This is a genomic window from Azospirillum sp. BE72 (genome assembly GCF_031455875.1).
In the GTDB taxonomy this organism is placed as follows: domain Bacteria; phylum Pseudomonadota; class Alphaproteobacteria; order Azospirillales; family Azospirillaceae; genus Azospirillum.
On record NZ_JAVDTO010000002.1, the window covers coordinates 480,874 to 503,934 of the forward strand.

General features: G+C 66.8%; 21 protein-coding genes. 8 read left to right on the plus strand and 13 right to left on the minus strand.

Going from position 1 to position 23,061, the window contains the following annotated elements; translation table 11 throughout:
- Positions 1 to 34 precede the first annotated feature (34 nt).
- From J2Y49_RS08390 to J2Y49_RS08435, 10 genes are all read right to left on the minus strand, one after another.
- Positions 35 to 1,522 carry a carboxypeptidase M32 gene (locus tag J2Y49_RS08390; protein ID WP_310113991.1) on the minus strand — a complete coding sequence of 496 codons (1,488 nt, stop codon included), beginning with the start codon at positions 1,520 to 1,522 and terminating at the stop codon, positions 35 to 37.
- Positions 1,500 to 2,342 (minus strand): SURF1 family protein, encoded by an 843-nt coding sequence (locus J2Y49_RS08395; RefSeq protein WP_310113992.1) that lies wholly within the window; start codon positions 2,340 to 2,342, stop codon positions 1,500 to 1,502. The genes J2Y49_RS08390 and J2Y49_RS08395 overlap by 23 nt, the downstream gene beginning before the upstream one ends.
- Entirely contained in the window at positions 2,339 to 2,680 is a 342-nt protein-coding gene (locus J2Y49_RS08400) for a DUF983 domain-containing protein (protein ID WP_310113993.1), read from the minus strand. The genes J2Y49_RS08395 and J2Y49_RS08400 overlap by 4 nt, the downstream gene beginning before the upstream one ends.
- A gap of 100 nt (positions 2,681 to 2,780) precedes the next feature.
- Positions 2,781 to 3,656 carry a cytochrome c oxidase subunit 3 gene (locus J2Y49_RS08405; protein ID WP_310113994.1) on the minus strand — a complete coding sequence of 292 codons (876 nt, stop codon included), beginning with the start codon at positions 3,654 to 3,656 and terminating at the stop codon, positions 2,781 to 2,783.
- Positions 3,657 to 3,677: 21 nt separating this feature from the next.
- Positions 3,678 to 4,340, minus strand: a complete 663-nt coding sequence (locus J2Y49_RS08410; RefSeq protein WP_310113995.1) for a cytochrome c oxidase assembly protein — start codon at positions 4,338 to 4,340, stop codon at positions 3,678 to 3,680.
- Positions 4,340 to 4,525: a hypothetical protein gene (locus J2Y49_RS08415; RefSeq protein WP_310113997.1), complete on the minus strand. Its 186-nt coding sequence runs from the start codon at positions 4,523 to 4,525 to the stop codon at positions 4,340 to 4,342. The genes J2Y49_RS08410 and J2Y49_RS08415 overlap by 1 nt, the downstream gene beginning before the upstream one ends.
- Positions 4,522 to 5,433 (minus strand): heme o synthase, encoded by a 912-nt coding sequence (cyoE, locus tag J2Y49_RS08420; protein ID WP_310113999.1) that lies wholly within the window; start codon positions 5,431 to 5,433, stop codon positions 4,522 to 4,524. The genes J2Y49_RS08415 and cyoE overlap by 4 nt, the downstream gene beginning before the upstream one ends.
- 138 nt (positions 5,434 to 5,571) lie before the next feature.
- Positions 5,572 to 7,200 carry a cytochrome c oxidase subunit I gene (gene ctaD / locus J2Y49_RS08425; RefSeq protein WP_310114001.1) on the minus strand — a complete coding sequence of 543 codons (1,629 nt, stop codon included), beginning with the start codon at positions 7,198 to 7,200 and terminating at the stop codon, positions 5,572 to 5,574.
- A 135-nt stretch (positions 7,201 to 7,335) separates the two neighbouring features.
- On the minus strand, positions 7,336 to 8,193 hold the full coding sequence (gene coxB / locus J2Y49_RS08430; protein WP_310114003.1) for a cytochrome c oxidase subunit II: 858 nt from the start codon (positions 8,191 to 8,193) through the stop codon (positions 7,336 to 7,338).
- A gap of 637 nt (positions 8,194 to 8,830) precedes the next feature.
- Positions 8,831 to 10,201, minus strand: coding sequence for a DUF3422 domain-containing protein (locus tag J2Y49_RS08435; RefSeq protein WP_310114005.1), 1,371 nt, complete (start codon positions 10,199 to 10,201; stop codon positions 8,831 to 8,833).
- A 227-nt stretch (positions 10,202 to 10,428) separates the two neighbouring features.
- Here J2Y49_RS08435 and tldD point away from each other — a divergent pair, with 227 nt between their 5' ends.
- From tldD to J2Y49_RS08455, 4 genes are all read left to right on the plus strand, one after another.
- Entirely contained in the window at positions 10,429 to 11,862 is a 1,434-nt protein-coding gene (tldD, locus tag J2Y49_RS08440) for a metalloprotease TldD (protein WP_310114006.1), read from the plus strand.
- Positions 11,863 to 12,006: 144 nt separating this feature from the next.
- Complete coding sequence (locus tag J2Y49_RS08445) at positions 12,007 to 12,579, plus strand: polymorphic toxin type 46 domain-containing protein (protein ID WP_310114008.1); 573 nt, start codon at positions 12,007 to 12,009, stop codon at positions 12,577 to 12,579.
- Positions 12,580 to 12,666: 87 nt separating this feature from the next.
- Complete coding sequence (locus J2Y49_RS08450; RefSeq protein WP_310114010.1) at positions 12,667 to 12,954, plus strand: immunity protein Tsi6 family protein; 288 nt, start codon at positions 12,667 to 12,669, stop codon at positions 12,952 to 12,954.
- A 106-nt stretch (positions 12,955 to 13,060) separates the two neighbouring features.
- On the plus strand, positions 13,061 to 13,600 hold the full coding sequence (locus tag J2Y49_RS08455) for an ACT domain-containing protein (RefSeq protein WP_310114012.1): 540 nt from the start codon (positions 13,061 to 13,063) through the stop codon (positions 13,598 to 13,600).
- A gap of 150 nt (positions 13,601 to 13,750) precedes the next feature.
- Here J2Y49_RS08455 and sugE read toward each other — a convergent pair whose 3' ends face one another.
- Positions 13,751 to 14,068 (minus strand): quaternary ammonium compound efflux SMR transporter SugE, encoded by a 318-nt coding sequence (gene sugE / locus J2Y49_RS08460; protein ID WP_310114014.1) that lies wholly within the window; start codon positions 14,066 to 14,068, stop codon positions 13,751 to 13,753.
- Between the two features lie 238 nt (positions 14,069 to 14,306).
- Between sugE and J2Y49_RS08465 the strand changes: the two genes are divergently transcribed.
- Genes J2Y49_RS08465 through J2Y49_RS08475 form a run of 3 tightly spaced genes read left to right on the plus strand, consistent with a single transcriptional unit; the run spans position 14,307 to position 19,281 of the window.
- Complete coding sequence (locus J2Y49_RS08465; protein WP_310114015.1) at positions 14,307 to 14,630, plus strand: succinate dehydrogenase assembly factor 2; 324 nt, start codon at positions 14,307 to 14,309, stop codon at positions 14,628 to 14,630.
- A 54-nt stretch (positions 14,631 to 14,684) separates the two neighbouring features.
- On the plus strand, positions 14,685 to 18,326 hold the full coding sequence (gene mfd / locus J2Y49_RS08470) for a transcription-repair coupling factor (RefSeq protein ID WP_310114018.1): 3,642 nt from the start codon (positions 14,685 to 14,687) through the stop codon (positions 18,324 to 18,326).
- A gap of 1 nt (position 18,327) precedes the next feature.
- Positions 18,328 to 19,281 carry an ACT domain-containing protein gene (locus J2Y49_RS08475; RefSeq protein ID WP_310114020.1) on the plus strand — a complete coding sequence of 318 codons (954 nt, stop codon included), beginning with the start codon at positions 18,328 to 18,330 and terminating at the stop codon, positions 19,279 to 19,281.
- Positions 19,282 to 19,475: 194 nt separating this feature from the next.
- Here J2Y49_RS08475 and J2Y49_RS08480 read toward each other — a convergent pair whose 3' ends face one another.
- Entirely contained in the window at positions 19,476 to 19,673 is a 198-nt protein-coding gene (locus tag J2Y49_RS08480; RefSeq protein ID WP_310114023.1) for a hypothetical protein, read from the minus strand.
- A 57-nt stretch (positions 19,674 to 19,730) separates the two neighbouring features.
- The gene (locus tag J2Y49_RS08485) at positions 19,731 to 20,141 is read right to left on the minus strand and encodes an HIT family protein (RefSeq protein ID WP_310114024.1); all 411 of its coding nucleotides are present in this window, start codon (positions 20,139 to 20,141) and stop codon (positions 19,731 to 19,733) included.
- A 256-nt stretch (positions 20,142 to 20,397) separates the two neighbouring features.
- Here J2Y49_RS08485 and J2Y49_RS08490 point away from each other — a divergent pair, with 256 nt between their 5' ends.
- Positions 20,398 to 23,010 carry a glycosyltransferase family 2 protein gene (locus J2Y49_RS08490; RefSeq protein WP_310114026.1) on the plus strand — a complete coding sequence of 871 codons (2,613 nt, stop codon included), beginning with the start codon at positions 20,398 to 20,400 and terminating at the stop codon, positions 23,008 to 23,010.
- Positions 23,011 to 23,061 lie beyond the last annotated feature (51 nt).

Genomic DNA, 23,061 nt, shown 5'->3' on the forward strand with positions numbered 1-23,061 from the left:
CCCTCCCGCCGAGAGGCCGGCCTCGGTCACGGACTCAGAGATAGCGCTGTTCCAGATGCCGCTTGAACACCGACGAGTCGAGCGGCCGGCCGGTCGCCGCGGTCAGCAGTTCGTCGCCCGAGGCATGGAAGCAGCCGGTCTCGTGCACATTCACCCGCAACCATGCCACCAGCGGCGCGAACTCGCCGCGTGACAGGGCGGGCACGATCTCCGGATCGGCGGTGCGCGCGGCGTCGAACAGCTGGGCCGCGGTCATGGCGCCAAGTGTGTAGCTCGGGAAATAGCCCCAGCCGCCGCCCGGCCAGTGGATGTCCTGCAGACAGCCCAGACGGTCGTTCGGAGGGACGACGCCCACCAGCTCCGCCATGCCGTCGTTCCAGGCGCCCGGCAGGTCCGGCAAGGTCAGGTCGCCGGCGATCAGCGCCTTTTCCAGGCGATAGCGCAGGATGATGTGGGCCGGATAGGTGACCTCGTCGGCATTGACGCGGATGAAGCCTCGCTCGACCCGGCTGTAGAGCCGGCGCAGATTGTCGGCCTCCCAGGCCGGCCCCTCGCCGCCGAAGGTCTCGCGCACCACAGGCGCCAGCCAAGTGATGAACTCCGGCGAGCGGCAGGCCTGCATCTCCATCAGCAGAGACTGGCTCTCATGCACAGCCATGCCGCGCGATTGGCCCACCGGCTGGCCCAGCCACGCGCGCGGACGGTTCTGCTCGTACAGGGCATGGCCGGTCTCGTGCAGAATGCCCATCAGCGCGTCGGTGAAGTTCGCCTCGTCATAGCGGGTGGTGATGCGGACATCGCCGGTCGCCCCGCCGCAGAAGGGATGGAGCGACACGTCCAGCCGGCCGCGGCTGAAATCGAAGCCCAGCCGCTCCATCATCCGCACGCCCAGTTCGCGCTGCTTCTCAACCGGGAACGGCCCCTGCGGGTCGACCGCTGCCGGGGCGGCGGCCTGACGGTCGAGCACGCGGCCGATCAGGTCGGGCAGGAAGGTGGAGAGGTCGGCGAACAGCGCGTCGATCCGCTCCGCCCGCGCACCGGGGTCATGGCTGTCGAGCAGCGCGTCATAGGCGCTGATGCCCATGACGGAGCCCATCGCGTCGGCGCCCTCGCGCACGCGGGCCAGCACCTCGGTCAGCGAGGGCAGCAGCTTGGCGAAGTCGCTTTCGGCCCGCGCGGCGCGCCACGTCATCTCGCAGACCGACACGGCCTTGCTGGTCGCCTCCACCAGATCGGCGGGGATGGCGGTGGACTGGATGTGGTGGCGGCGCATCTCCCGCAGGTTGGCGCGCTGCCAGGCATCGAGGCTGGTGTCGGCCTCCGCTTCGTCCAACAGGTCGACCATGCGGGGATCGGTCGCCAATTCGTGCGCGATCACCGACAGGGTGGCGGTCTGCTCCGCCCGGCCGTCGTTGGCACCCTCCGGCATGATCGTCTGGGTGTCCCAGCCGAGAATGCCCAGCGCGTCGCCGATGGCGGCGATGCGGGCATGGCGGCGTTCAAGCTCCTGATATGCGGTCATCGGATCGTCCGTCGGTTCCGGTGTCGGCGCGCTTGCGCTGCGACAGCACGTAGATTCCGGCGAGCGTTACCGCAAGCCCGTACCAGGTCAAGGCATACTGCAGATGGTTGTTCGGCAGGTCCACGCGCGGTTCGATCCCCGCCAAGGTGCCGGCCGGTGTGCCGGTCAAGCCGGCGTTCTGGCCCCCGAAGGTTTGGCCGGGCAGCATCTCCACCACCACGGGCGCCACGCGGTCCAGCGACAGCGCCGCCGCCATGGCGGGCGGATCGGGCCGCATCCAGGCGGACCCCGGCTGCGGCATGCCGTTGCCGGGCTGGAACAGGCCGGGCTGCTGCGGCAGGCGGACGATGCCCTTGACGCCGACATCCCCCTTCACCTGACCGGCGGGGCGGGAGGCGGGATCGCGCAGGTCCATGGGGATGAAGCCGCGGTTGACCAGCACGATGCCGGCACCGTCCGCCCGCTGGAACGGCACCAGAAGCTCGTAACCGACCCGCCCCTGGTGCGGACGGGCGATCAGAAGCAATTCCTTGTCGTTGAGGAAATGGCCCGAGAGCGTGACGGGCCGGAATTCCCAGGCCGCGGGATCGTCGATGCGGGAAGGCAGCGACACCGGCGGCTCGGCAATTTGGCTGGCGATCCGGGCGACCAGATCGGTCTTCCACTGCAGCCGCTCCAGCTGCCAGGTGCCGAGGCCGATGGCCACCGCAAGCCCGAGGACCGTGACCAGGGTGGCGCCCAGCGACGGGCGGAAGCGGCGGCGCTCCCGCGATCCGGCGCCACTTCCCGCCGCCCCTGTTCCGGTGGTTGCGGCCTTCATGATCCCTTCTCGACCTCGCTGCGGCGGTAGCGGTACTGCAGGGCGATGACATAGGCCTTGGCCGGCCGCAGCATGCCAAGCGTCAGGGCCAGCACCACGATGCTCCAGACGATGGCGTGCAGCCACAGCGGCCATTCGACGGTCATCGAAACCCACAGCGCCACCGGCACCACGAGGAATCCCAGGATGAAGATCAGGAAGACGGCAGGGCCGTCGCCGCTGTCCACCTGGGACAAGTCGAGGCCGCAGACGTTGCAGCGTTCCGCCACCGTCAGATAGCCGGCGAACAGCCGCCCCTGCCCGCAGCGCGGGCAGACGCAGCGCATGCCCGCGGACATCGGGGGAACTCTGGGGTAATGGTCGCTCACGCTGAAACCTCCCGTTCGGACCGTTCCGGCAGAGGGTGAAGGCTGCCGGAACGGCTCGGCGCCGGTGGCGTCAGTGGCTGGCGATCACGCCGCCATAGCCACCCCACCAGTAGACCGATACGAACAGGAACAACCAGACCACGTCGACGAAGTGCCAATACCAGGCCGCCGCCTCGAAGCCGAAATGGCTTTCGGGGGTGAAATGGCCCTTCACCGTGCGGACCCAGCAGACCGCCAGGAAGATCGTGCCGACCAGCACATGGAAGCCGTGGAATCCGGTCGCCATGTAGAAGGTCGACGGGAAGATGCCGTCGGTGAACTTGAACGAGGCATAGACATATTCATAGGCCTGGAAGAAGGAGAACAGCACGCCCAGCAGCACGGTCAGGCCCAGCGCCTTCGCCGCCTCGCGGTTGCGCCCCTCCAGGATCGCATGGTGGGCCCAGGTCACGGTGACGCCCGACAGCAGCAGGGTAATCGTCATCATCAGCGGCATGTCGAACGGGTCGATGACATGCACGTTGGGCGGCGGCCAGATGGCGTCGGGGTTGATGGGCGAGGCCTTCGGATCCAGGGCGGCGTGGAAGAAGGCCCAGAAGAAGGCGGAGAAGAACATCACCTCCGACGCGATGAACAACGCCATGCCGTAACGCAGGCCGATCTTCACCACCGGGGTGTGGGCATGCTCCACCACCGATTCCCGGATCACGGAACGCCACCAGCCGAACATGGTGACCAGGATGGCCAGCACCCCCAGGATCATCAGGAAGGAGCCGCCGTCATGCATGAAGACGACCAGACCGGTCGCCAGCAGCCCGCCGGAGAAGGCGCCGATCAGCGGCCAGGGGCTGGGCTTCAGCAGATGATAGGGATGCGGGATGCCGGCGCCCGGTTCATGGGCTGACGGTTCGGCGTGCGGCATTTGCCCGTGGGTGATGTCGGCCATCGTCTCACTACCCCATATTGTTCAGTTTGTGGCGGTCGCCCCCGGCTCCGCCTTTTGTTTGCTTGCTTCCGCCCCGCCGGACGGGGCTGGGGTCGCGGCATGCTGGGCAAGCCGGGACTCGCTGTCCTTGGCGCGGAAGAAGGTGTAGGACAGCGTGATGGTGGTCACGTCGTCCATGTTCGGGTCGTCGGCCATCGACGGGTCGACGAAGAAGGTCACCGGCATGTCCACGGCTTGGCCGGGCTCCAGGATCTGCTCGGTGAAGCAGAAGCACTGCATCTTGTTGAAATAGGCGCCCGCCTTGTCCGGCGAGACGTTGTAGACCGCGGTGCCGACGGTGGGCTTGACCCCGCGGTTCTCCGCCCGGTAGGCGGCGAACCCGGTCTCTCCCAGCTTCAGCACCAGTTCCTTCTGCTCCGGCTTGAAGGACCAGGGCAGCGCGGTGTTGGTGTCGGCGTTGAAGCGGATGGTGACCTTGCGGTCGACGACCCGGTTCGCGGCCTGCTCGGCCCGCTGGGTCGTGCCGCCGAAGCCGGTGACGGCGCAGAACAGGTTGTAGAGCGGGACGGACGCGTAGGTCAGCCCGATCATCCCCGCCACCAGCCCGAACAGGGAGCCCAGGACGAGCCGGTTGCGGCGGCGCAGCCTGTCGTCGCGCTTGGTCATCTCGCCGCTCTTGGCCATCAGTGCGCCCCGCCCATCCGCACGACGGTGATGGCGTAGAACAGGGCAACCAGCGTCAGCAGCGCCGCCAGAACGGCCAGATTGCGGCCGCGCAGCTTCCGGGCCCGCAGGGCGGCCTCCTGCCGCTTCTGCTCCTCCACCGAGGCGCGGGTATCGATCGGGGTATCGTGTTCCATCACCGTCATGCCCACCCTCCAAGGATCAGCCGCTCCGCCATCATCACGGCGAACAGCAGGAACAGGTACAGGATCGAGAAACCGAACATCTTCTTGGCCGGCTTGTCGTCGGTCGCGCGCAGGACGCGGACGGCATGCCCGACAAACATCAGGCCGAGGATGGCCGACACCGCCAGATAGGCCGGCCCGGCGATCCCGACGAAGGACGGCGCCGCGGCCACCGGCAGCAGGATCAGCGTATAGGCCAGCATCTGGCGCTTGGTCGCCGCCTCTCCCGCCACCACCGGCATCATCGGCACGCCGGCGCGGGTGTAGTCGCCGTTGCGGAACAGAGCCAGCGCCCAGAAATGCGGCGGCGTCCACAGGAAGATCAGCAGGAACAGCAGGATCGACGGCAGATCGGCGCTGCCGGTCACCGCGGCCCAGCCGATCATCGGCGGGAAGGCGCCGGCGGCCCCGCCGATCACGATGTTCTGCGGGGTCCGGCGCTTCAGCCACATGGTGTAGACGAAGACGTAGAAGCCGATGGTCAGCGCCAGCAGCGACGCCGCCGCCCAGTTAACCGCCAGCCCCATCACCACGACCGACAGCACCGACAGGGTGACGCCGAAACCCAGCGCCTCCGACGGCTCGACGCGACCCGACGGGATCGGGCGCTTGACCGTGCGGGCCATCACCGCGTCGATGTCGCGGTCGTACCACATGTTGATGGCGCCCGACGCGCCGGCGCCGACGGCAATGCACAGGACGGCGACCAGAGCCAGGAAGGGGTGGATGTGGCCGGGGGCCAGGACGATGCCGGCCAGTCCGGTGAAGACCACAAGCGACATGACCCGCGGTTTCAGCAACTCGATGAAGTCACCGGCCGACGCCCCTCCGGTCTGATTGAGCGTCAGTTCGTTCGTCACGTCCGTCATGTCATGTCCTTGTCGTCTTCTAACCCCGGGTCCGTCGCCCCGGCGCCCGTCCTGCCGGTGCCCATTGTTCGGGCTTTCCGGCGATAGCTTTCGCAGTGGCGGGCGCTGCAGTGCGGCAACGCCCGCCCGTTAGCATGCTTACTTCACCTGGGGCAACGTCTCGAACGCGTGGAACGGAGGCGGAGAGCTGACCGACCATTCCAGCGTGCCGGCCTGCGGGCCCCAATAGGCGCCCGGCACCCGCTCGCCGCTGCGCAGCGTCTTCCAGGCGATCCACACGAACAGCAGCGTGGAGGCGAAGGACAGATAGGCGCCCAGCGAGGAGATCATGTTCCAGCCCCAGAAGGCATCCGGGTAGTCGGGGATGCGGCGCGGCATGCCCGACAGGCCCAGGAAGTGCTGCGGGAAGAACACCAGGTTGACGCCGACGAAGGTGGTGTAGAAATGGACCTTGCCCCAGAACTCCGGATACTGGCGGCCGGACATCTTGCCGATCCAGTAATACCAGCCGGCGAAGATGGAGAACACCGCGCCCAGCGACAGCACATAGTGGAAGTGCGCCACAACGTAGTAGGTGTCGTGCATGTAGTTGTCGAGGCCGCCGTTCGCCAGCACCACGCCGGTCACACCGCCGACGGTGAACAGGAAGATGAAGCCCAGCGCCCACAGCATCGGCACCCGGAACTCGATCGACCCGCCCCACATGGTGGCGATCCAGGAGAAGATCTTCACGCCGGTGGGCACCGCGATGATCATCGTGGCGGCGGTGAAGTAGGCCTTGGTGTCGACGTCGAGGCCGACCGTGTACATGTGGTGCGCCCACACGACGAAGCCGACCACGCCGATGGCGACCATGGCGTAGGCCATGCCGAGATAGCCGAACACCGGCTTCTTGGAGAAGGTCGACACGATGTGGCTAATGATGCCGAAGGCCGGCAGGATCATGATGTAGACTTCGGGGTGGCCGAAGAACCAGAACAGATGCTGGAACAGGATCGGGTCGCCGCCGCCTTCGGGGTTGAAGAAGGTGGTGCCGAAATTGCGGTCGGTCAGCAGCATGGTGATGGCGCCGCCCAGCACCGGCACGGCCAGCAGCAGCAGGAAGGCCGTCACCAGCATCGCCCAGACGAACAGCGGCATCTTGTGCAGCGTCATGCCGGGGGCGCGCATGTTGAAGATGGTGGTGATGAAGTTCACCGCACCGAGGATCGAGCTGGCGCCGGCCAGATGCAGGGCGAAGATCGCCATGTCGACGGACGGCCCGCTGTGTCCCAGCTGTGCCGACAGCGGCGGATAGATGGTCCAGCCGGTGCCGGCGCCGGTGCCGACGAAGGCCGAGCCCAGCAGCAGCAGGAAGGCCGGCACGATCAGCCAGAAGCTGATGTTGTTCATGCGCGGGAAGGCCATGTCGGGCGCGCCGATCATGAGCGGTACGAACCAGTTGCCGAAGCCGCCGATCAACGCCGGCATCACCACGAAGAACACCATGATCAGGCCGTGCGCCGTGATCAGCATGTTCCACACCTGGCCGTCGGCGACGAACTGCAGGCCCGGCGACTGAAGCTCCGCACGCATGATCACGGAGAACAGGCCGCCGATCAGCCCTGCGATCACCGAGAAGATCAGATAGAGCGTGCCGATGTCCTTATGGTTGGTCGAATAGAACCAGCGCTGCACGAAGCCGGGCATGTGGTGATCGTCATGCCCGTGCTCATGCCCATGTTCATGCCCGGGGGCATGACCCTGTCCCGGTGTGGCGTTTGCCATGTCTCTACCCTTTGTCGCTGTCCCTGGCCGCCGCGCCGCCCGTTCTTCAGCGGACCGGCGGCGGCTGGGTATGTTCTTCTTATCGCGGCGTCCCTAGGCCGGGCCGTGCGAAGTCCGCGGGTCCGGCCGGCATCCTCATTCGACCAGCGTTCCGGTCGGACGCGCCGCCACGTCGCGGGTCGGGTCCTTCGGCGCGGAGGCCGACTTGGTCTTGGCCACCCAGGCGTCGAACGCCTCGCGGGACACCACCTCGACCGCGATCGGCATGTATCCGTGGTTGGTGCCGCAGATTTCGGAGCACTGGCCGTAATAAACGCCTTCGCGTTCTGCCTTGAACCAGGTCTCGTTGATGCGGCCGGGCACGCCATCCTTCTTGATGCCGAAGGCCGGCATCGCCCAGGAATGGATGACGTCGCCGGCGGTCACCATCAGCCGGACGGTGGTGTTGACCGGCACGACGACCCGGTTGTCGACCTCCAAGAGGCGGCGCTGGCCGGGCTTGATCTCCGATTCCGGGACCATGTAGCTGGAGAAGGCGATGTTGCCGTGGTCGGGATACTCATAGTCCCAGTACCACTGGCGGCCGGTGACCTTAACGGTCATCTCGGCCTCGGGAATGCGTTCCGCGGCATAGAGCAGCTTGAAGGACGGCACCGCGATCACGATCAGGATGATCACCGGCACCACGGTCCAGGCGACCTCAAGCACCGTGTGGTGCGAGGTCTTGGACGGAACCGGGTTCTTCTTCGCATCGAACCGGATGACGCAATAGGCCATCAGCGCCGCGACGAAAATGACGATCAGCGTGATAATGATGGTCAGCAGGTCGTTGAACGAGGTCATCAGGTGCTTGACCGGGGAGGCGGAGGGCTGCATGCCCATCTCCCACGGCTTCGGCTCGTTCGCCAGGGCGGCACCCCACCCCATCATCGTCGGCCCGACCATCGACAGGACCGCCGCCAGGCCGGCGGTGTACAGGCTTTGCCTTCTCATCCCCAACCCCTTCTTAGCCGCGACGCTCGTCATGGCACGCGGTCGTCTCTTCCCGCCGACGCCCCCTCCGCCCTCTTGTCCGTTGGTCCGCCACCCGTTCGTGCGGTCCATAGTTGGGCTTATCAGCGAACGCCAGTTTATGCAGGGATCACGCCATCTTAGCGCGACATATACCCGCATCCGGAGCTTATCCCCACGCCACGCTGGGTTACAAGCCTTTCCTCTCTCCCACCGATTGCATAGACTTTTCCTCACATTCAGCTGCGCCATGGGTACAAAGGTTGAGCGCGCACAGGGGTCAAACCATGCGACATTCCGTCGCAGTCCGTTGGGATAGCGGATTTTTGTGAGGATGGGTGCTGGAAAGGATGTGTGGGGTCGCGCCGACCGACGCGCAGGATTGTTGCGGCGCTTGGACGCGACTCAGGAATTAACGATGGGGCAGGTTTTGGCTTCGGGCCAGATGCGCGAAGGTGATAGGCGCTGGCCCCCCACCTTAATCCTCCCCCGCTGGGCGGGGGAGGAGACTGCCGCTGAACGCCGACTAAGCTCCAATCCCTCCCCCGCCCAGCGGGGGAGGATAGGTGGGGGTCTAACTTGCCCCTTCAAAAACGAACCAATACCGCCAACGCGCCCCTCAATGCTCGCCGACCAGCACCTTGCGGATCCGCCGCACCCCCGACCAGACGAAGGCGATGACGATGGGGATCATCACCCCCACCAGCAGGTCGGGATCGACCTTGAGCCCGAAGCCCTTCAGCCCCTTCGCCGCATAGCCGACGATACCGACGAGGTAGTAGCTGATCGCCACCACCGACAGCCCTTCCACCGTCTCCTGCAGGCGCAGCTGCAGCTGGGCGCGGCGGTCCATCGACTGGAGAAGCTCGGCATTCTGCCCTTCCACCGCGATCTCCACGCGGGTGCGAAGCAATGTGCTGGCCCGCGCGACCCGCTGCGACAGCGACTCGAGCCGCTGCTCCACCGCCTCGCAGGTGCGGATTGCCGGGGTCAGGCGGCGGTCCATGAACTCCTGGACGGTCTGCAGTCCCTCGATCCGGATCTCGCGCAGTTCCTCGATTCGCCGCTCCACCAGCTCGTAATAGGCGCGGGCGGCGCCGAACCGGTAGGCGGTCTCGGCCGAGATCTGCTCGGTCTGCGCCGCCAACAGGGTCAACCGGTCGAGCAGATCACGCTCGTCCTGCAAGCCGCGCAGGCCGGCGATCCGGTTGGTGACCTCGGCAACGCCGGCTTCGATCGGACCGATGCGAGGCAGCACGCCGCGCGCCATCGGCAGCGCCAGCAAGGCCAGCACCCGGTAGGTCTCGATCTCAAGCAGGCGCTGCAACACCCGCCCGGTCTGGCGCGGCGTCATCGAATGGTCGGCGACCAGCATGCGCGAGAAGCCGTCGCCATGGATGCGGAAATCGGTCCATGCCGTTGCCGACCGGCCGGCGATGCGCGAGCCTACATAGCTCTCCGACCCGAACATCGCCGCCATCATGGACGGCGACGGCTCCGGCGTGTCGGCGTCGAGCACGGCGACATGGATGCCGACCAGCAATTCACCCGGCAGACCGGCCAGCCAGTCCCGCGGAAGGGCATGCAGCGCCGGCTCCAGGAAGGGATCGACCAGGGCGCCCGCCGGCATGGCGCTGGGGCGGAAGACGGTCCAGGTCGAGAATTCGGTATGCCGCTCCCACTTCAGATGAAAGCTGCCGAAGGACGCGCTGTGGTGGGTGGCGCCCTGCGGCGGCCGGACGACGCCAGCCCAGTCGCACAGCGCCTCCAGATGACGTCGGTCGGCCTCGGTAGCCCCCTCCCCCGACAGCATCGCCAGCATCGTGGCGCGGACCGGCGCCGCCACGGATTCCGGCGGACGGGCATGGACCTCGTTGGTCAGGACCTGACGCAGCGGGTGGTCGCGCAAGGGGCGCGGGCCGACCATGGCGCCGGCCGCGCCATCACGATTGAGCGTGTCCATGGTCGCCCGCACCGCATTGTCGGTCATGATGTCCCCTTTTCTGCACCGCACCCGGCCCTGCACGACCGCCGGCATCGCCAAACCTTGCCGGATGGCGCGCGCGTCGCCACACTATAGTCTGTCCGTTAGAACACATCGCACGGCGCGGCGCGACAACGCCCGCTATGATGCTGTGTCCTACCATGGAACGAGGCCGGCACAAGCCATCAGGCCGGGCAGACCGGGTTCCGCCCCATCACAGGTTCGGAGTTTTCATGAGCGCGCTTGCCGTCACCGACGATCTCTTCTTCAACCGCGCCGGCATGGACCGCGCCCGCGTGGAAGGCGTCGTGCAGGACGCCCTGCACAGTGCCGACGATGGGGAGCTTTACCTCGAATACGCTCAGAGCGAATCGCTGGGCTGGGACGACGGGAAGCTGAAGTCCGCCAGCTTCGACACGACCCAGGGCTTTGGCCTGCGCTCCATCGCCGGCGAGGCGACCGGCTACGCCCATGCCAGCAACCTGTCGGAAGAGGCCATCCGCCGCGCGGCCGCCACCGTGCGTGCCGTGCAGGCCGGCCACACCGGCACGCTGGCGGAGCCGCCGGCCGGCACCAACCGCGCCCTCTACATCCCCGACAATCCCCTGCACCTCGTCCCCTTCGAGGAGAAGGTGAAGCTGCTGGCCGACATCGACGCCTATGCCCGCGCCAAGGACGAGCGGGTGCGGCAGGTCAGCTGCTCGATCAGCGGCGAATGGCAGGCGGTGCAGATTATGCGCGCCGACGGCGTCCGCGTCGCCGACCTGCGCCCGCTGGTGCGCCTGAACGTCTCCGTCGTGGTGGCCGAGGGCGACCGGATGGAGACCGGCGGCTATGGCGGCGGCGGCCGCGTCACCTACGAACACTACATCCAGCCGGAAACCTGGCGCGGCTTCGTCGACGAGGCGCTGCGGCAGGCGCTGGTCAACCTGTCCTCCGTCCCCGCCCCGGCCGGCGAGATGACGGTGGTGCTCGGCAGCGGCTGGCCCGGCATCCTGTTGCACGAGGCCATCGGCCACGGGTTGGAGGGTGACTTCAACCGCAAGAAGACCTCCGCCTTCTCCGGGCTGTTGGGCCAGCGCATCGCCGCCCCCGGCGTGACCATCGTTGATGACGGCACCATCGAGAACTCGCGCGGCTCCATCAGCGTGGACGACGAGGGCACGCCCGGCCAGTGCACCACGCTGATCGAGGACGGCATCCTGGTCGGCTTCATGCAGGACCGCATGAACGCCCGCCTGATGGGCATGCGCCCGACCGGCAACGGCCGGCGCCAGAGCTTCGCCTACAACCCGATGCCGCGCATGACCAACACGGTGATGCGCAACGGCAACCACACGCCGGACGAGATCATCGCCTCGGTCAAGAAGGGCATCTACGCCAAGAACTTCGGCGGCGGCCAGGTGGACATCACCAACGGCAAGTTCGTCTTCTCCGCCAGCGAGGCCTACCTGATCGAGGACGGCAAGCTCGGCCCCGCCGTGAAGGGCGCCACCCTGATCGGCAACGGCCCGGACAGCCTGACCAAGGTGTCGATGATCGGCAACGACTGCCGCCTCGATCCCGGTGTCGGCACCTGCGGCAAGGACGGCCAGGGCGTGCCGGTCGGCGTCGGCCAGCCGACGCTGAAGCTGGAAGGGCTGACGGTCGGCGGCACCGCCGCCTGACGGCGCACCACGTTACAGGGCATGCGATGAGGGGGCCGGACCATGGCATGGTCCGGCCCCTTTCGCATTCGGGGCTTGGACCGGTCAATTGCGTGGGTATCGTTTTTCCGGAGTTTTTCAATTTTCCGGATTGGACGATAACCGATGCGCTCTTTTTCCAACGTTGTCCGGCAGGCGGCACTCGCATTTTTCCTGACCGTGGGCTTGACCCTGGCTGCCGCACTTCCGGGGCAGGCCCAGACCGCCCCAACGGCGGAGCAGGTGGCCGTCGCCAAAGCCGCCGGCTCCAGCGCCGACCAGTTGAACGCCCGTGTGGTGGTGGCGAGCTATTTCTACGCATCGACCGATCTCACCTCGGCCCGATACGGCGACGACTCCAAGGGGATCGATTTCTCCAAGCCGCTGGAGGTGATCGACATCCCGGCAGGCACCACCTGGTTCCAGTATGTCCGCACCGGGTACGACACCGTCCGATTCGGGAACTTCTTCTCTCCCGTCGTCACCGCGACACCCGATTGCCTGGGCATTTCCGGCACCGGCCGGGCGGAGTACAAGGCGGTGCTGCCGTCGGGTCAGGGCTTGCAGTCGGTCGCCGCTCCCATCGTCGACAACTGGACCACGCCCGGCACCAGCGTGCAGACCAAAGGCGGCTGTGCCCAGGTGGTGGTGCCGAACAGCGTCAAATCCGGCGTGACCAGCGGCGGCCTCGCCCAATAACATCGCGACCTTCGGCTCCGTTTCCCTGTTCTCCGGCTGACGGCGGACGGTCAGACTGGCCGTTCGCCGTCCACAGGAGAGCCCGCCATGACCGACATCACCACCACCGACGAGCTGCGCCGACGCATCGCACGCGCCTCCGCCGGAGTTGCGGCACTGGTTGGACGGGAGCCGGACAACAGCTGGCTGACCAGCATCCAGCGCCAGCTCGACTATGTGGACGGTGCGGCACGGGATGGCGCCAAGCGGCTGGACCGTGCCGACGACCTGAATTTCGGCCTGCTCGCCTCCCACTATGTCGACGACGTCGACCCGGCGCTGGCGGCGGAGCTTCACGCCATCAGCGCCGCCACCCGCCGCCTGTTCGGCAGTTGAACGCCATTTTGTGCTGGCGTTCCAGGCACCCCGCTTCGATGATCGCGCATCCGGACGGCACGGCCGAACCCGTGCCCGCGAAGAAAACCGACACGGGAGATGTGCGATGGCGACGGAATCGACTGCCGGACTTGCCCTGGTTTCCACCTTTTGCCCCGACCGGGTCGGGCTGGTTTCCGGCATCACCAGCCACCTGTTCGAACAGGGCATAAACCTGCGCGACGCCACCTTCGCCTCGCTCGGCACCGGTGCCGAGTTCTCCGCCGTCTGCGAGCTGCCGGCCGGTCTGACGGTTGCGGAGGTTCAGGCCAGCCTGTCGTCCCTGCCCGTGCTGTCCGGCGCCGAGGTGAAGGTCACACCCTTCGCCTTCGATCCCCAGCCGGGTCCGCAGGCCATGGTCACCCACCGCGTCGAGGTGTCGGGCGGCGACCAACCGGGCCTCGTGGCGCGTCTGTCAGAGATCTTCACCCAGTTCGACGCCAACATCGTGCGCCTGGATGCGCAGACCCTCCCCGACCGTGCGGGCGAGCGCTATGTCCTGCGCTTCTCGGTGTCGATCCCGGCGGAGCGGGCGGAGATTTGCCTGTCGGCGGTGGCGAACACGGCGGAGACGCTTGGGCTGAACTGCCGGACGGAAGAGGTTTAAGGGGGGCTGTAACGGGTAAGCTAGACCCCCACCTAGCCTCCCCCGCTGGGCGGGGGAGGGACTGCCGGCCCCTCCCCCGAACAAGCACCAATCCCCTCCCCCGCCCAGCGGGGGAGGGTTAGGGTGGGGGCAAGTGAGTGCCAGATTCCCTCACCCGTGCAGAACCTTCAGCCCCACGATCCCCCCGACGATCGCCGCGATGCACAGCAGCCGCAGGGCTCCGGCGGGTTCGCCGAACAGCCACATGCCCAGCACCGCGGTGCCGACCGTGCCGATCCCTGTCCACACCGCATAAGCCGTGCCCAATGGCAGAGTCTTCAATGCGGCTCCCAGCAGCAGGATGCTCACCAGCATAGCCGCGGCGGTCAGGACGCTAGGAACCAGACGAGTGAAACCTTCGGTGTACTTCAGGCCGACGGCCCAACCGATTTCGAAAAGACCGGCGAAGAACAGCGTGACCCACGCCATGACGGTACCTCCGTCTTGGAATGGCGGGGTCGTCCCCACCCGGTAACCCTCTCTCGATGGCGGGGTCGTCCCCGCGGGCCAGTGGGCAGATAGGACATCCGCCTCCCATGGTCAAGATGGAGGCCGTCAAGGCAGGCAGCCGAGGTTGCATCGCGGCGTCCGCCCGTGCAGGATGGGGTTCCTGAATGGTTCCCCCTTCGCCGCTGGAGGCGCTGGGGGTTTTCGACGTTGGACAGCAATGACCGAAAACGGCACCCCCCCGGCTTCCGAGACGCCGGCTCCCGAGAAGGCCGAGTCGCTTGAGAACCGGCGCAAGCGGCTGCGCTTCCGCTCCTGGCATCGCGGCACGCGCGAGATGGATCTGCTGATGGGCAGCTTCGCCGACGCCCATGTCGGCGAGTTCGACCATGCCATGCTCGACCGGTTCGAAGCGCTGCTGGAGCTTGGAGATCCCGACCTCTACGACTGGATGTCGGGACGGGAGCAGGTTCCCGCCGAACATGACAGCGACGTGATGCGCCTGTTGACGGCGTTCCGTTACACACCACGTCAAGGCTCCTGACGGAGCCGGTCAAGGCTCTCTCGAAAGCACTTCCCTTCTCCGAGGCATCCTCCTTTGGTCAGTTACGATCTCCAGCCCGGCCGCGCCGGCCGTCTCCTGATCGGCGGCGCGCCCGAGGGTCATGACGCCCGCATCCTGGCGGAGCTCGCGCAGAAGGCCGGGGCTTACGGCCTGCTGCATGTGGCGCTGGACGACACACGCTGCGCGTTGCTGGCGGAGGCGCTGGCCTTCTTCGCGCCGAAGCTGGAGGTGCTGACCTTCCCGGCCTGGGACTGCCTGCCCTACGACCGCGTGTCGCCGAATGGTGGCATCGTCGCCCGCCGCATCGACACGCTGACCCGGCTCATCGCAAGGCGCGAGGCGGCGTCGAACCGCGACGGGCTGGCTCCGCTGATCGTGCTGACCACCGTCAACGCCGTGGTGCAGAAGGTGCCGCCGCGCAGCGCCTTCAAGAACGCGGTGTTCTCGGCCAAGCTGCGCGACCGCATCGATCTGGAGAAGCTTCAGCGCTACCTTGCGGGCAACGGCTATACCCGCGCCCAGACCGTGCGAGAGCCGGGCGAATTCGCGGTGCGCGGCGGCATCGTCGACCTGTTCCCGCCCGGCACGGAGGAGCCTCTCCGCCTCGACCTGTTCGGCGATGAGCTGGAGGGAGTGCGCGCCTTCGATCCCATGACCCAGCGCACCACCGACAAGCGCGACAGCGTCGAGCTGAAGCCGATGTCGGAGGTCTTCCTGGACGAGGCGGGGATCGCCCGTTTCCGCTCCGGCTACCGCGAGCTGTTCGGCGCGGTGACCGACGACGATCCGCTCTATGAGGCGATCTCAGCCGGCCGGTCCTATGGCGGGATGGAACACTGGCTTCCGCTGTTCCACGAGAGCATGGACACCGTGCTGGATTACCTGCCGCGCGGCATCGTCAGCCTGGACCATCAGGCCAACGAGTCGCGCGACGCCCGCATCGCCCAGGTGGTCGATTTCCACGCCTCGCGCGATTCGATGATGAGCATCGAAAAGCGGACGGGGTCGCCGGTCTACAAGCCGGTGCCGGTCTCCTCGATGTTCATCGACGCCACCGTCTGGGACGCGCTGATGGCGGAGCGCGCGGTGGCGCAGCTTCAGATCTTCTCCACGCCCCCCGGCATCAAGGGGACGGTGGATGCCGGCGGCAAGCGCGGCCACGACTTCGCGGAGGAGCGCAACCGCCCCGACGTGAACGTCTTCGACGCGGTGAAGGACCATATCCGGGCGCTGCGTGCCGACGGGCGCCGGGTGCTGATCGCGGGATATTCCGCCGGCTCGCGCGACCGCCTGTCCAACGTGCTGGCCGACCACGGCATTCCGGGGCTGGAGCCGGCGGAAAGCATCGAGGATGTCCGCCGTTTCGACCGCGGCATCATCGGCACCATCGTGCTGGGGATGGAGCATGGCTTCACCTCCGCCGATCTCGCCGTCATCACCGAACAGGACATACTGGGCGACCGTCTGGTCCGCCCGGCCAAGAAGAAGCGCAAGGCCGCCAACTTCATCGCCGAGCATTCGGCCCTGCATGAGGGCGACATCGTCGTCCACATGGACCACGGCATCGGCCGCTATGACGGGCTGGAGACGCTGGAAGTCACCGGCGCCCCGCACGACTGCCTGCGCCTGATCTACGAGGGCGGCGACAAACTCTACGTCCCGGTCGAGAACATCGAGGTGCTGTCGCGCTACGGATCCGAGGACGCCAACGTCCAACTCGATAAGCTGGGCGGCGCCGGCTGGCAGGGCCGCAAGGCGCGGGTCAAGAAGCGCCTGAAGGACATGGCCGAAGCCCTGCTGAAGATCGCGGCGGAACGGATGCTGAAGAAGGCCGATCCGGTGCTGACCCCGGAAGGCGTCTATCAGGAATTCGCCGCCCGCTTCCCCTACCCCGAGACCGACGACCAGCTTAAGGCGATCGAGGATATCTTCACCGACCTCGGCAGCGGCCGTCCGATGGACCGCTTGGTTTGCGGCGACGTCGGCTTCGGCAAGACCGAAGTCGCCCTGCGCGCCGCCTTCATAGTGGCGATGAGCGGCAAGCAGGTCGCCGTCGTCGTGCCCACCACCCTGCTGGCGCGCCAGCATTTCAAGACCTTCTCCACCCGGTTCAATGGGCTGCCGGTGCGCGTCGTCCAGTTGTCCCGCATGGTCACCGCCCGCGAACAGACTCTGGTGAAGAAGGAACTGGCGGAGGGCACCGCCGATATCGTCGTCGGCACCCATGCGCTGCTGGCCAAGGGCCTCGACTTCAAGCGGCTCGGCATGGTCATCGTCGACGAGGAGCAGCATTTCGGCGTGAAGCAGAAGGAACGGCTGAAGGAACTGCGCGCCGACATCCACGTCCTGACGCTGACCGCCACGCCGATTCCGCGCACCCTGCAAATGGCGCTGTCCGGCGTGCGCGAGCTGTCGCTGATCGCGACACCTCCGGTCGACCGTCTGGCGGTGCGCACCTTCGTTCTGCCTTACGACCCGGTGGTGATCCGCGAGGCGATCCTGCGCGAGCATTACCGCGGCGGCCAGAGCTTCTACGTCTGCCCGCGGGTGGAGGATCTGGCGAAGGTCGCCGAGCGGGTGCGCGAACTGGTGCCGGAGGTCAAGATCGTCACCGCCCATGGCCAGATGGCGGCCAGCGAGCTGGAAGACGTGATGACCGCCTTCGACGAGGGCAAGTTCGAGGTACTGCTCGCCACCAACATCATCGAGAGCGGCCTGGATATCCCCAACGCCAACACGCTCATCGTCCACCGCGCCGACCTGTTCGGGCTTGCCCAGCTCTATCAGATCCGCGGCCGCGTCGGCCGGTCGAAGAAGCGCGGCTATGCCTATCTGACCTACGCCCCCAACAAGCCGCTGAGCAGCACCGCGCAACAGCGCCTGCACGTCATCGAGACCTTGGACAGCCTGGGTGCCGGCTTCCAGCTTGCCAGCCACGACATGGACATCCGCGGCGCCGGCAATCTGCTGGGCGAGGAGCAGTCGGGTCAGGTGCGTGAGGTCGGCGTCGAGCTTTACCAGCAGATGCTGGAGGAGGCCGTCGCCAACGCCCGCGCGGCGATGCAGGAAGGGGCGGTCGCCGCCGCAGCAGCGCAGGAGTGGGTACCGCAGATCAACCTCGGCACGCCGGTGCTGATCCCGGAAAGCTATGTCCCCGACCTGACCGTGCGCCTGTCGCTCTACCGCCGCATCGCCGATCTGGTCGACCGGGCGGAGGTGGACGGCTTCGCCGCCGAACTGATCGACCGCTTCGGCAAGCTGCCGGAGGAGGTGGAGAACCTGCTGGACGTCGTCACCATCAAGCGCTGGTGCAAACAGGCGAACATCGACCGAGTCGACGCCGGGCCGAAGGGTCTGGTCCTGGCCTTCCACGACAATTTCTATGCCGAGCCTGCCAAGCTGCTGACCTACATCGCCCAGCATCTGACGCTGATGAAGCTGCGGCCGGACCACAAGCTGGTCTACAGCCGCGAATGGCCCGATCCGCAGGCCCGCGTCCGCAGCGTTCAGAAGCTGGTGAAGGATCTGGCGGAAATGGCGTCGGGCGGCGGAGTGCCGCGCGGCGAAACTCCGCCGCCGCCCCCACCCCCGCCGCCGCCCAAGCCGACCGGCGCCAAGGTGGCGTCGCGCTTCGGCACGCCGTCCCGCTTCGGCCGTCCGACCGGGCGGCGCTGAGATGGACGACCTGAGCCGCAATGCGTCGCTCGCCCGCCGGCTGGCGCGCGGAGACCGGCGGTCGGTGGGCGACGCGCCCTCCGTCGCCGACGAGGTCTCCGCCGACCGTGGCAAACTGGCGGAACTGGTCGGCTGCCTGTTCGACCAGGATGCGAGCGTCCGCATGCGCGCCGCCGACGCACTCGAACGTGTGTCGCGCGGCAATCCCGGCTGGCTCGATCCTTATGTGGACCATCTGCTGACCGACGCCGTCGCCATCGAACAGGCGGAGGTGCGCTGGCACATCGCCCAGATCGTCCCCCGCCTGTCGATGGACGACGAGCAGCGCCACCGTGCCGCCGTCCTGCTGGCCGACTGGTTCGAGAACAGTCCAAGCCGCATCGTCCAGACCAGCGCGCTGCAGGCCGTGGTCGATCTGGCCGAATCGGACGCCAATCTGCGCGCCACCTCAGCCGAGATGCTCGGCCGCGCGATGCGCTCCGGCGTGCCGTCGCTGGCCGCCCGCGCCCGGCGCATCCTGAAGCCTTTCGAGGTGGACGAGGCGACCTTGACAGCGGCCTTGGTGCGGGAGCAGAGCGGCCTGACCCTGTCCGTGCTGCCCGACCGTCTGGCGGTGGCCCAGTTGCCGCCCGGCAGCGGCCTGCCCGACTGGCTGGACTGGAGCGACCCACTGGTCGGCGCCACCCGCACGGGGGAGGAGTTGTCGATCCTCTGCCGCGAGGATCGCGTTCCCGATGGGGTCAAGGTCGAGCGTGGCTGGCGCGCCTTCCGGGTGGAGGGGGTGGTCGATTTCTCGCTGTTCGGCATCCTGGCCCGCATCGCGGTTCCGCTGGCCCAAGCCCATGTGCCGATCTTTGCGATCTCCACCTACAACACCGACTATGTGCTGGTCCGCGCCGACGACCTCGACAAGGCGGCGGACGTCCTGGCGCTGAGCTGCACGGTGAAGCGGTAGAGGCGGATTGCCCCCACCCTCCCACGCTGTCGCGTGGGTCCCTCCCTCCCCCGCTTCGCAAGGGAGGGTGATTGCTTGCAGCAGCATTTCCCTCCCGCGCCCAGATCTCGCACAAAGCTATGCTTTGTGCTGACGCGGCAGGCGGACCATAGGTCCGCTGAGAGCGGGGGAGGGTCAGGGTGGGGGTAAGTGTTTTAAGCCCCACCTCCCTCGCGCTGGCTCTGTTCGATGATCTCCTCGCGCTCGCCCATCTCCTCCCATTTCTTCTGAACGGGCTTGTCGGGATCGCCGGAGGCCTTGCCGGTCTTGTCGACCAGCTTGTCCTCGATTCGCTGGGCGGCGTCCGACGGCGCGTCGGAGGTCACGGATTTGGAACGGTCCTGATCGGCCATGGCGGCGGTCTCCCTTAAAGCTGGTTGACCACAGCAACACTTCCGGCACGGCAAAGTTCACGCGTCTCCCCGCAATGCCTCCGCCAGCCGGTCGACCAGCGCCGCGGCCTCCGCCGGCTCGTAGGGCCGGGCATGGCCGGAGCCCCAAACCGGGCCGGGCCAGGCCGGATCACCCCGCGTCCGGCCGATCACATGGACGTGCAGTTGCGGCACCATATTGCCCAGAGCCCCGACATTCATCTTGTCCGGCGCGAACAGCCGCTCGACCACGCGGGAGGCGAGCACGATCTCCCGCATCAGAGCCCCCTGATCGCCCTCGTCCAGCCGGTGGATTTCCACCGCCTCCTCACGCATCGGCACCAGGATCAGCCAAGGCCACAGCGCGTTGTTCATCAGCAACACCCGGCAAAGATCCAGATCGACCACATGACGGGTGTTGGCCTGTAGCCGTTCGTTAAGGGAAAACATGCTTCACTCCTTCCTGGCGCTCGGCAGAGGCACCGCCTGGGAATAAACCGGACGCTGCTCTGTTATAGCCGGCAGTGGCGGGGCAACCGCGAAGCTTGTATAGAAGGCCGTGCGCGCCGGCCATACGGCGCAGCGGCATTCGTTGGACGATTATAGAGTTCGGTCCGAGGAGATGGTCGGGGCGGCAATTGTCGCTTTGCGCCATTTTCACGGGCCGTATCCATGTTTTCTGGTGCGGCGAGCGGGAACGACCCACATGCGCAAATCAGCCTTCGCGGTTCTGATTCTGGTGATCCTCGGCAACGTCGCCCTCTGGGCGCTGTGGAACCGCCCGGTGGACGAACGGTCCTGGGCCGGCGCCATCACCGGCGTCGCCTATACCCCGTTCCACGCGGACAAGAGCCCGTCGAAGGGCGACAAGGCGACCGCAGAGGACATCGAAAAGGACATGGCCGCGCTGCAAGGCGCGGTGAAGGCAGTCCGCACCTATTCCACCACCGACGGCTCCGAAATGGTGGCGGCCATCGCCGCCAAGCACGGGCTGCCGGTCACCGCCGGCGCCTGGACCGCCGGCAAGCCAGAGATCGACGAGCCCGAACTGGCCGGCCTGATCAAGCTGGCGCGCGCCAACAGCAACGTGCGCCGCGTGCTGGTCGGCAACGAGGCGATCCTGCGCGCCGACCTGACCGTTCCGCAGGCCATCGAGTACGTCAAGCGGGTGAAGAAGAAGGTCAACGTTCCGGTTTCCATCGCCGAGCCGTGGCACGTCTGGCTGAAGAACCCGGAACTGGCCGACGCCGTGGACTTCCTCGCCGTCCACCTGCTGCCCTATTGGGAGGGCGTTCCGGTCGACCAGTCGGTCGACTACGCCATGTTCCGCTACAACGAGCTGAAGCAGAAGTTTCCGAACAAGCACATCCTGATCGGCGAGATCGGCTGGCCGGCCGACGGCCCGTGGCGCCGGGGCGCCGAAGCCAGCCAGGTCAACCAGGCCAAGTTCATCCGCAACTTCCTGAACGTCGCCGCGCAGAACAAGCTCGACTACTTCATCATGGAAGCCTTCGACCAGCCCTGGAAGCGGGAGATCGAGGGCACGGCCGGCACCAGCTGGGGCCTGTGGGACTACCAGCGCAACCCGAAATTCCCGATGATCGGCGGGGTGAACGAGGTCCGCAACTGGGAGGTCAAGTGCGCCACCGCCGTGGCGCTGGGCTTCCTGCCGCTGGTGTTCTTCCTGTGGCGCCGCAGCGACCTGAAGATCGGCGGACAGATCTTCTACGGTGCGCTGATCCAGGCGGTGGCCTCCGTCCTGGTCTTCACCGTCAGCGCGGCGTCGGCCGCCGGCCTCGCGCTCACAACCGAGATCGCCTGGGGCCTGCTGATCTTCTGCCAGTTGGTGCTGTTCGCGGTCATGCTGATCGACGGCATGGAGCTGACGGAGGTCGTCTGGCAGCACAAGTTCAAGCGCAAGTTCGTCCCCTGCTCGGCCGCGCCGCTGCCGAACGCGGCGAAGGTGTCGATCCATGTGCCCTGCTACAACGAGCCGCCCCACATGGTCATGGAGACGCTGGACGCGCTGGCCCGGTTGGACTACCCGAACTACGAAGTCCTGCTGCTGGACAACAACACCAAGGATCCGGCGGTCTGGCGCCCGATCGAGGAATATTGCAAGAAACTGGGGCCGAAGTTCCGCTTCTTCCATCTCGACAATTGGCCGGGCTTCAAGGCCGGCGCGCTGAATTTCGGTCTGGCGCAGACCGCCCCCGATGCCGAGCACATCGCCGTCATCGACAGTGACTATCAGGTTCATCCCGACTGGCTGAAGGCGACCATCCCGCACTTCAACCGGCCGGAGGTCGGCTTCGTCCAGTCGCCGCAGGACTATCGCGAGTGGGAACACGACCTGTTCCAGCGCATGACCAACTGGGAATATGCCGGCTTCTTCCACATCGGCATGATCCAGCGGAACGAGCGCAACGCGATCATCCAGCACGGGACCATGACCATCATCCGCAAGTCGGCCCTGGAAAAGGTCGGCCGCTGGGGCGAGTGGTGCATCACCGAGGACGCCGACCTCGGCCTGCGCCTGTTCGAGCATGGCTATGAGGCCGTCTACATGCCGGAGAGCTACGGCAAGGGTCTCGTCCCCGACAGCTTCTCCGCCTACAAGACGCAGCGCTTCCGCTGGGCCTATGGCGCAGTGCAGATCCTGAAGCATCACTGGCGGCAGCTGTCGCCGGGCGCCAAGGAGCTGACGGCCGGCCAGAAGTACCATTTCATCACCGGCTGGCTGCCCTGGTTCGCCGATGCCGCCCATATGATCTTTGGCATCGCCGGCATCCTGTGGTCGATCGGCCTGATGGCCTTCCCGAAATATTTCGAGTTCCCGCCCAACGTCTTCATGATCCCGACGCTCAGCGTCTTCGCCTTCAAGGTCGGCGCGTCGCTCTGGCTCTACGAGGCACGGGTGAAGTGCGGCTTCTGGGACAAGGTCGGCGCGGCGGTGGCCGGCATGGCCCTGACCCACACGGTCGGCCGAGCCATGTGGCTGGGCATCTTCACCTCCGGGCGCCCCTTCGTCCGCACGCCCAAATGCGAGAACCAGCCGGCGCTGATGCAGGCCTTCCTCATGGCGCGTGAGGAGCTGGTGCTGCTGGTGTCCTTGTGGGGTGCGGCGCTGGCCATCGTCATGGTCTTCGGCCACGAGAACCGCGACGCCTTCATGTGGTCGGGCCTGCTGGTGGTGCAGTCGCTGCCCTATCTGGCGGCCTTCATCACCGCGCTGATCAACGTCTTCCCCACCATCGGCTTCGGCAAGAGCAAGCCGGGCGCCGCCGACGACGCGGTTAGCGCCGGGGCCGGCGACTGACGCAAGAAAGCCGGCGCTTTCACGTTGACGAAAGCGCCGGCTCTGCCAGAC

Bases quoted from the DNA above. Each gene is read 5' to 3' on its own strand.
- J2Y49_RS08390 (WP_310113991.1), bottom strand. From the start codon at position 1,522: ATGACCGCATATCAGGAGCTTGAACGCCGCCATGCCCGCATCGCCGCC.
- J2Y49_RS08395 (WP_310113992.1), bottom strand. From the start codon at position 2,342: ATGAAGGCCGCAACCACCGGAACAGGGGCGGCGGGAAGTGGCGCCGGA.
- J2Y49_RS08400 (WP_310113993.1), bottom strand. From the start codon at position 2,680: ATGTCCGCGGGCATGCGCTGCGTCTGCCCGCGCTGCGGGCAGGGGCGG.
- J2Y49_RS08405 (WP_310113994.1), bottom strand. From the start codon at position 3,656: ATGGCCGACATCACCCACGGGCAAATGCCGCACGCCGAACCGTCAGCC.
- J2Y49_RS08410 (WP_310113995.1), bottom strand. From the start codon at position 4,340: ATGGCCAAGAGCGGCGAGATGACCAAGCGCGACGACAGGCTGCGCCGC.
- J2Y49_RS08415 (WP_310113997.1), bottom strand. From the start codon at position 4,525: ATGACGGTGATGGAACACGATACCCCGATCGATACCCGCGCCTCGGTG.
- cyoE (WP_310113999.1), bottom strand. From the start codon at position 5,433: ATGACGGACGTGACGAACGAACTGACGCTCAATCAGACCGGAGGGGCG.
- ctaD (WP_310114001.1), bottom strand. From the start codon at position 7,200: ATGGCAAACGCCACACCGGGACAGGGTCATGCCCCCGGGCATGAACAT.
- coxB (WP_310114003.1), bottom strand. From the start codon at position 8,193: ATGAGAAGGCAAAGCCTGTACACCGCCGGCCTGGCGGCGGTCCTGTCG.
- J2Y49_RS08435 (WP_310114005.1), bottom strand. From the start codon at position 10,201: ATGACCGACAATGCGGTGCGGGCGACCATGGACACGCTCAATCGTGAT.
- tldD (WP_310114006.1), top strand. From the start codon at position 10,429: ATGAGCGCGCTTGCCGTCACCGACGATCTCTTCTTCAACCGCGCCGGC.
- J2Y49_RS08445 (WP_310114008.1), top strand. From the start codon at position 12,007: ATGCGCTCTTTTTCCAACGTTGTCCGGCAGGCGGCACTCGCATTTTTC.
- J2Y49_RS08450 (WP_310114010.1), top strand. From the start codon at position 12,667: ATGACCGACATCACCACCACCGACGAGCTGCGCCGACGCATCGCACGC.
- J2Y49_RS08455 (WP_310114012.1), top strand. From the start codon at position 13,061: ATGGCGACGGAATCGACTGCCGGACTTGCCCTGGTTTCCACCTTTTGC.
- sugE (WP_310114014.1), bottom strand. From the start codon at position 14,068: ATGGCGTGGGTCACGCTGTTCTTCGCCGGTCTTTTCGAAATCGGTTGG.
- J2Y49_RS08465 (WP_310114015.1), top strand. From the start codon at position 14,307: ATGACCGAAAACGGCACCCCCCCGGCTTCCGAGACGCCGGCTCCCGAG.
- J2Y49_RS08475 (WP_310114020.1), top strand. From the start codon at position 18,328: ATGGACGACCTGAGCCGCAATGCGTCGCTCGCCCGCCGGCTGGCGCGC.
- J2Y49_RS08480 (WP_310114023.1), bottom strand. From the start codon at position 19,673: ATGGCCGATCAGGACCGTTCCAAATCCGTGACCTCCGACGCGCCGTCG.
- J2Y49_RS08485 (WP_310114024.1), bottom strand. From the start codon at position 20,141: ATGTTTTCCCTTAACGAACGGCTACAGGCCAACACCCGTCATGTGGTC.
- J2Y49_RS08490 (WP_310114026.1), top strand. From the start codon at position 20,398: ATGCGCAAATCAGCCTTCGCGGTTCTGATTCTGGTGATCCTCGGCAAC.